This is a genomic window from Bacteroides xylanisolvens XB1A, from assembly GCF_000210075.1.
Lineage (GTDB): Bacteria > Bacteroidota > Bacteroidia > Bacteroidales > Bacteroidaceae > Bacteroides > Bacteroides xylanisolvens.
The window spans coordinates 716355-723762 of sequence record NC_021017.1; the positions used below are offsets into that span (position 1 = coordinate 716355).

Below are 7408 nucleotides of genomic sequence, written 5' to 3' on the forward strand. Positions count from 1 at the left end.
TATTTATTCAGTATTAGTTCTTTGGCAATGCTTCTTTCACTACCATTGAACGACCTACATATTCTGCACCGTTCAATTGTTTGATAGCGTTGTTAGCTTCTGTATCATCCGGCATTTCGATAAACGCAAAGCCTTTTGATCTTCTAGTTTCACGATCTGTGATTAACTTTACTGAAGCAACTGTTCCATACTCTTCCATTACATTTCTCAAATCCGATTCCTTAACATTATAGCTAAGATTTCCAATGTACAAATTCATAAAATACAAATATAAAAAATTAATAATTCAATAAGAAAGTTTTAGGAAGATCTTAATTAGAAATGGATATGCTCAAATAAATGAGAAGATACACGTAAAAAAATCAAATCGTAATAAACCTCTTTATTGTTGTTGGTACAAAGGAAAGCATTATTTGGAGATAATGCACTATACTCCCTCCTTTTTCTTTTCTCAAAACATCTTTTTTATGAAAATAAGCCAATACTTAACGTTTAAACTCTATTATATCAAACTATCTGCCACCAATTATCTGATTAGCCTTCTATAGTTTCTTTGTTATAAGCTCTTTGAAAAACAAATACTTATAGTTAAATTCTGCATCAGAAAATTAAAGGCTACCTTCTTTGAAACAGAAGATAGCCTTTATTATATACCAATTTACGTTTGCAGATTATCCACAATGGAAATACTTATGTACGAGATCTAACATCTCCATCGGCTTTCCTTCCAAATCCGCACGCAACGTTTTATCTTCGTAACTGCGAAGTCTGCGGATGATACCATCAATCATTGCCGGACTAAAGACATTGTATTGTTCAAAGATTGCCCGTTGTTGCTGCAGGCAATCAGCAGAAGCCTCACAGCTATCTGGCAGTTGTGCCAGTGAATTTAGTTTATCCTCATTCTCTTTCTGATGGATATTCACATTTACATACGTCTTTTGAGCGATATCCAATGCATTTTCAATTTCAAAGCCATGACGGCAGGCAACAGCCAAACCGGCCAACAGTTGATACAAATCTGCCGAACCATCCGGAGAACGCATTTCTACAGTCTGCTTCTGGCTGGTGTCAAAATGGCTTTCGGCTTCCAACGGATTAGCTAATGTACACATATCTGTTTTTGCAGCCCATCCCAATGGCACACGTACTAATACGGAACGGTTACGATCTCCCCAGCAAACATTGGTAGGTGCCTCCTGATGAGGAACAAGACGGAAATAAGAAGTAGGATTGGTATTTCCAAAGGCAGTGATTGAAGGAGCAAGCACCATCATTCCGGCAATTGCTTTACGCGCTGTTTCCGACAAAACGCCGTCTTTCAACATTTGGTTCTTTCCGTCTTTCATGATACGCATGTGTACGTGCAAGCCCGACCCTGCCTTACCGGCTGTAATTTTAGGAGCAAAGGTCACATTATATCCATATCTGTATCCCAGATTACGAATCACCCATTTGGCAATCATCAACTGATCTGCCGCCTGCGATACAGGAACCGGCAGGAACTCAATCTCATTCTGCTCATAAATATAGCCATCCAGCGTAAAATTACCCACTTCGGAGTGTCCATACTTTATTTGCCCGCCTGTTTGCGCGATATAAGACATACATTGAGTACGGAACTCATTAAATTTAGCGTATGGACCCGATTCGTGATAACCACGTTGGTCGGTTGCCTGAAACATACCTGTATCCGGGGCTATTACATAATATTCCAATTCGCCCATTGCCTGAAATTCCATTCCGGTAACTTCTGTAAAAGTTTTGCTTGCTTTGTAAAGGGTGTGTTCTGGTGCACTTTCGAGAGGTTCGCCGTCTTTGTTGAAGAAAGAGCAAAGCATAGACAGCGTCGGAATCTCGGCAAACGGATCAACGAATGCAGTGCAGAAACGGGGAATCACATAAAGGTCACTACTGCCCGCTTCTATGAAAGAAAAAAGACTGGAACCGTCTACCCGTTCTCCACAAGTAAGAATAGCTTCCAGATAGGCTTGATTGTTGATAACAAAGTTCAGGGTTTTCAGACGACCGTCTCCCGCCGGATACATGAAATTGACCATGCGGATATCTTTTTGCTGGATAAATGAGATAATGTCGGCTTTGGTAAACTCTGAAGTTGGCTTTTGAAGGAATGCTACCAACTGGTTAGCATTCATTGACAAATCTTGATTCATAATCGGTTGTTTTTCGTTGTTGTATGATTAAAACGGTTTGTTAAATGCCAAAGATAACGAAAAGATTCTACTCCTTAAAGCGTTTTAAATCTTTCCGGCTAAAAATCCATTCCGGAGTATATAGTTTCCCCGCATCCGTTTCCGCTAATTCATACCAGGGGGAAAGGCTGCGACTGACAGGATTTACAAGAATATGAATCTGTTGTGCAGGCATATAGCTCTGCGCCAACAAGAACACTTTCTTTTTGGTAGTCGGATGAACAGCAACATCTACAACAATGACCGCATGTCCGGGTGAGCCGCCTTTAATAAACACATCACCGGGTTGCAGGGAAGTATAAGACACAGTCTGAAGCTCGCGGGATAAAGAAGCCGTTCCGGCATACATAAAGACCATATCGAGATAGTTACGGAAAGTTTTATAGGAATAATCCACTCCTTTACCCGCAGCATACCATTGCACTTGATTGCCGCTGACTTTTATCCGATTTCCTTCCGCCCATTTCTTGTACCCGGCAGGGAAACCATTGGTGAAGTTGAATTTTATTTCTCCATATCGTTTATGTTTCCACAGATATTCCGCCCGCAAACGCATTACCGCATCGGCACACTGTTGCAAATCACGGTTGCCTATCTCCATATCAATTACAGCGTAGGCTGCAGACTGATTTGCCTTTTCTTTTCCATTATAAAGCATCACTTTACTACCTTTCGGCATCAAAGGCAAATTACGTAAGTAACCTGTAAACGAATGATCGGAACAAGCCTCCCTGACATATCCCGTCGGAGGAACGATTCTTGTAGCAACCGTTTCTTGTCCCCACAATTGCAGGGATGTACAAAGTAACCCTATATATATTAGTAAATACTTCATAACGCTTCTCTTTATATTCTGTTCCGGACAAATATAAGTAATTATTGTTTAAAAAGAGGATGAATGTCTATTTTTATTTTAACTTTGTACAAAGACCTACATACATAACTAAAATTGATAAGCTATGGACATCCAAACATTTATTCAGAACTTCAAGGAGGCATTCGGAGAGAATGCCGAATTACCTCTTGTATTTTGGTATTCGGATATACTGGAAGGAACAGCAGAGAAAATTAACGGTTGCTTCTTTAAAGGTATGAAGACTGTCAGAGAAGGTGGTACTATCAGCTTGAATGCAGAAAATATCGGTTGCGGTGGCGGCAAATTCTACACAGGTTTTACAGAAATGCCTGAACGCGTACCGACTTTTGTCTCACTAAAAGAACGATATAAACAGACTCCGGAAATGGTCATTGAATTTATCCGGCAACTCGGAGTGCCGATGGCAGAAAAGAAATACCTTCATTTTGCCCGTATAGACAAAATAGCTAATCTGGAACAAATGGAAGGCGTCATGTTTATCGCCAATCCTGATATGCTTTCCGGACTGACTACATGGGCTTACTATGATAATAATGCCGAAGATGGCGTCGTTTCCTTATTCGGTTCCGGTTGCAGTTCCATAGTGACACAAGCCACTCTTGAAAACCGCAAAGGAGGCAAGCGGACCTTTATCGGTTTCTTCGATCCGTCGGTGCGTCCGTACTTTGAAGCGGATAAGTTGAGTTATACGATACCTATGTCCAGATTCAGAGAAATGTGTGGGACTATGCGCCAAAGTTGCCTGTTTGATACGCATGCATGGGGAAAGATCCGGGAAAGAATGGGTGCCGAATAAGGCTAAAATACAAACCAAATAGTTTCAAAATATGTTTCAAGCTTTGAAACTGTTTGTTTCTCGGTGTGAAACGAATGGTTTCAAGCAGTGAAACAAACAGTTTCCCATAGTGAAACAAAGTGTTTCAAATAGGCTTGAAACTTTTCTGTCCCATTTTTAATATCATAAAGTAAATGCTTAAATTAGTTCGTATTATAAGTTGTTATTCAAAACGCAACGAAGCCTCCTTTTTTCTATTAACTAATTTTAGACAGTTACTTAAGCAAATAGTTCTTTGCCAGGATTAAACCTTTTCTACGGAAAGAAGTCTAATTTTTTAAATATTATCGTTCTATTAAACATTAAAGTTATCAACGAAAATGGAAACATCTGCTAAACTCTATTCACTGAATTACAGCAATGTAAGAACTTACCTCTTTGCCCTGCTATTTGTGGTAGGCAACATTGCACTTCCACAAATCTGTCATCTTGTACCATACGGTGGCCCTACTTTATTGCCGATCTATTTTTTCACGTTGATCGCAGCTTATAAATATGGCTTTCGTGTGGGATTACTGACAGCAATTCTTTCTCCTGTCATCAATCACCTGTTATTTGCAATGCCATCGGGAGCTGCACTCCCCATTATATTGATAAAATCCGCTTTACTTGCCGGTACTTCCGCCTTGGCTGCACGAACACTGAAATCCGTTTCTTTATGGGCTATTCTCGGTGTCGTTCTCTCCTATCAGATTATAGGAACTGCTTTTGAATGGGCATTCATCGGAAATTTCCATGCAGCAGTGCAAGACTTCCGCATTGGTATTCCCGGTATGTTAATTCAATGGTTTGGCGGCTACGCCCTACTGAAAGCGATTGCAAAACTCTAAAGTAAAATCAAAAATGGACAGAAGGGACTTTTTAAAAACAGTAGCCATAACCGGTGCCGCATTGAGTATTCAGCATTCGGAGGCAATGGAGATATTAACCCAGACTATTAATAATACGAACGGAGGCAATCCGGACTTGGTAGCCGTCATGGGTGGAGAACCGGAAGCTATGTTCCGCCGTGCTATCAGCGAACTGGGCGGTATGAAACAATTCGTCAAACCGGGACAGAAGGTGGTCGTAAAACCTAATATCGGTTGGGATAAAGTGCCGGAACTGGCAGGAAACACCAACCCGCAACTGATTGCTGAAATCGTGAAACAATGCTTTGCTGCCGGAGCTAAAGAAGTGACCGCATTCGACCATACGTGTGACGATTGGCAGAAGTGCTACAAAAACAGCGGCATCGAAGCTGCGGCAAAAGCTGCCGGAGCAAAAGTAATGCCTGCTCATTTGGAGTCTTATTACAAGCCGGTAAACTTACCCAACGGTCAGAAGATGAAAAAAGCAAAGATACATGAAGCCATCCTGAATTGCGATGTATGGATCAATGTTCCCATCCTGAAAAATCACGGGGGCGCCAATCTGACTATCTCAATGAAAAATCACATGGGAATTGTCTGGGACCGTGGATTTTTCCACCAGAATGACTTGCAGCAATGTATTGCCGATATCTGCACACTGCAAAAGAAAGCTGTGCTTAACGTAGTGGACGCTTATCGTATCATGAAAACCAATGGCCCGCGAGGACGTTCTGCCTCGGATGTCGTATTAGCAAAAGGACTGTTCATTTCACCGGATATTGTAGCAGTGGACACGGCTGCTGCCAAATTCTTCAATCAAGTACGTGAGATGCCACTAGATACTGTGGGACACCTCGCTAAAGGAGAAGCACTGAAAATAGGAACTATGAACATTGACAAGCTGAATGTCAAGCGAATTAAGATGTAAAATAACAATGTTAAGAAAGCTACGTATTGGAATATCAGCACTTTTATTTGTGCTGATTTCTTTCTTTTTCTCGATTTCGCAGAAATATTACCGAACAGTTTTCATCGGCTGGCACATTTGCAATTTATTCCAGCTGTCCTTTCACTAAGTATAGGTATCTTATTATTTCTCATTGTGTTAACGCTCTTGTTTGGACGCGTTTATTGTTCTACAATTTGCCCTATGGGTATTTTGCAGGATGTCATTGCACGCATTTCAAAATCAACAGGGAAAAAGAAAAAAAGATATAGTTACAGTCCCGCAAAAAACAAATTGCGTTGGGGCATACTCGGGCTGACAGTAATCGGGTTTCTATGCGGATTTACATTTATTGTAGGCCTACTCGATCCATACAGTGCGTATGGACGTGTGGTAGTGCATATATTCAAACCTATCTACATGTTGGGGAATAATCTGTTGGAATCCGTCTTTTCCAAGTTCGACAATTATACATTTTATCAGGTAGATACCTCTGTTTTAAGCATTTCTTCTCTTCTCATTGCTATTATCACTCTGGCAGTTATTTTTGTAATGACATGGAAACACGGGCGGACATGGTGCAATACGGTTTGTCCCGTAGGAACAGTATTGGGATTATTGAGCCGCTTTTCATTATTTAAGGTCCGTATCGATACTGCGAAATGTAATGGATGCGGGCTTTGTGCTACCAAATGCAAAGCCTCCTGCATCAATAGTAAAGAACATGCCATTGATTATAGCCGCTGCGTAGATTGTTTCGATTGCCTGGGAGCATGCAAGCAAAAGGCATTGGTCTATAACCCTTCTTTAAAGAAACAACAAGCAAACGTAGAAGTCCCTGTGCCATCATCACCGGACACGGATTCATCCAAACGCCGCTTTTTGGTTACCGGTCTTGTTACTGCCGGGGCTGCTCCCAAACTCCTGTCCCAAGCCAAAGAATCCGTTGCAAGACTGGAAGGCAAAAAGGCTTACAAAAAAGAGAATCCAATCACTCCTCCGGGATCTATCAGTCGGGAACACTTTCAACAGCAATGTACATCCTGTCATCTTTGTGTCAGCAAATGCCCTTCTCATGTCCTGAAACCTGCTTTTATGGAGTATGGTTTGGCAGGCATAATGCAGCCGACCGTTAGTTTTGAGAAAGGATTTTGCAACTTTGACTGTACTGTTTGTGGAGACGTTTGTCCCAATGGAGCAATTCTTCCCATAAGTGTAGAACAAAAACATCTTACACAAATGGGATATGTTGTTTTTATCGAAGAAAATTGCATCGTTTATACTGATGGAACCAGTTGCGGAGCGTGTTCCGAGCACTGTCCTACACAGGCTGTGGCAATGGTACCATATAAAGACGGATTAACGATCCCTCATGTAAACAAAGAAATATGTGTAGGTTGTGGAGGATGCGAATATGTTTGCCCTGCCCGTCCATTCCGCGCTATCTATATCGAAGGAAATCCAGTGCAAAAAGAAGCAAAACCTTTTAAAGAAAACGAAGAACATAAAGTGGAGATAGACGATTTCGGATTCTAATCAGTACACAGTGCCGGTGCAAAAGATTCCATCCGTATATTTGTGCTCTATTGTGATATATTTAAATGCGGATAACAAAACTTTATACTTACGCAATTAAAGTTCCATGTTATCCGCATTTATTGTGTTCTATGGATAACAAAAAACTAC

General features: G+C 41.1%; 6 protein-coding genes and 1 pseudogene. 4 read left to right on the top strand and 3 right to left on the bottom strand.

Features of this window, described 5'->3' with window-relative positions; genetic code table 11:
- Positions 1-13: 13 nt before the first annotated feature.
- The 3 genes from BXY_RS02960 to BXY_RS02970 all read right to left on the bottom strand — a co-directional run bounded on the left by BXY_RS02960 (position 14) and on the right by BXY_RS02970 (position 3048).
- Positions 14-259: an RNA recognition motif domain-containing protein gene (locus BXY_RS02960; RefSeq protein WP_008640136.1), complete on the bottom strand. Its 246-nt coding sequence runs from the start codon at positions 257-259 to the stop codon at positions 14-16.
- A gap of 412 nt (positions 260-671) precedes the next feature.
- Complete coding sequence (locus BXY_RS02965; protein ID WP_008022468.1) at positions 672-2174, bottom strand: glutamine synthetase family protein; 1503 nt, start codon at positions 2172-2174, stop codon at positions 672-674.
- A 67-nt stretch (positions 2175-2241) separates the two neighbouring features.
- Positions 2242-3048 (bottom strand): DUF4846 domain-containing protein, encoded by an 807-nt coding sequence (locus BXY_RS02970; protein ID WP_008640135.1) that lies wholly within the window; start codon positions 3046-3048, stop codon positions 2242-2244.
- A 124-nt stretch (positions 3049-3172) separates the two neighbouring features.
- Here BXY_RS02970 and BXY_RS02975 point away from each other — a divergent pair, with 124 nt between their 5' ends.
- From BXY_RS02975 to BXY_RS02990, 4 genes and pseudogenes are all read left to right on the top strand, one after another.
- Positions 3173-3886 (top strand): DUF169 domain-containing protein, encoded by a 714-nt coding sequence (locus BXY_RS02975; RefSeq protein ID WP_008640134.1) that lies wholly within the window; start codon positions 3173-3175, stop codon positions 3884-3886.
- Positions 3887-4245: 359 nt separating this feature from the next.
- Complete coding sequence (locus BXY_RS02980; protein WP_008640133.1) at positions 4246-4755, top strand: hypothetical protein; 510 nt, start codon at positions 4246-4248, stop codon at positions 4753-4755.
- A 13-nt stretch (positions 4756-4768) separates the two neighbouring features.
- A complete protein-coding gene (locus tag BXY_RS02985) occupies positions 4769-5704 on the top strand; it encodes a DUF362 domain-containing protein (RefSeq protein ID WP_015531184.1) in 936 nt (311 codons plus the stop codon).
- 7 nt (positions 5705-5711) lie between these two features.
- Positions 5712-7258 (top strand): annotated as a pseudogene (locus tag BXY_RS02990) (4Fe-4S binding protein).
- Positions 7259-7408 lie beyond the last annotated feature (150 nt).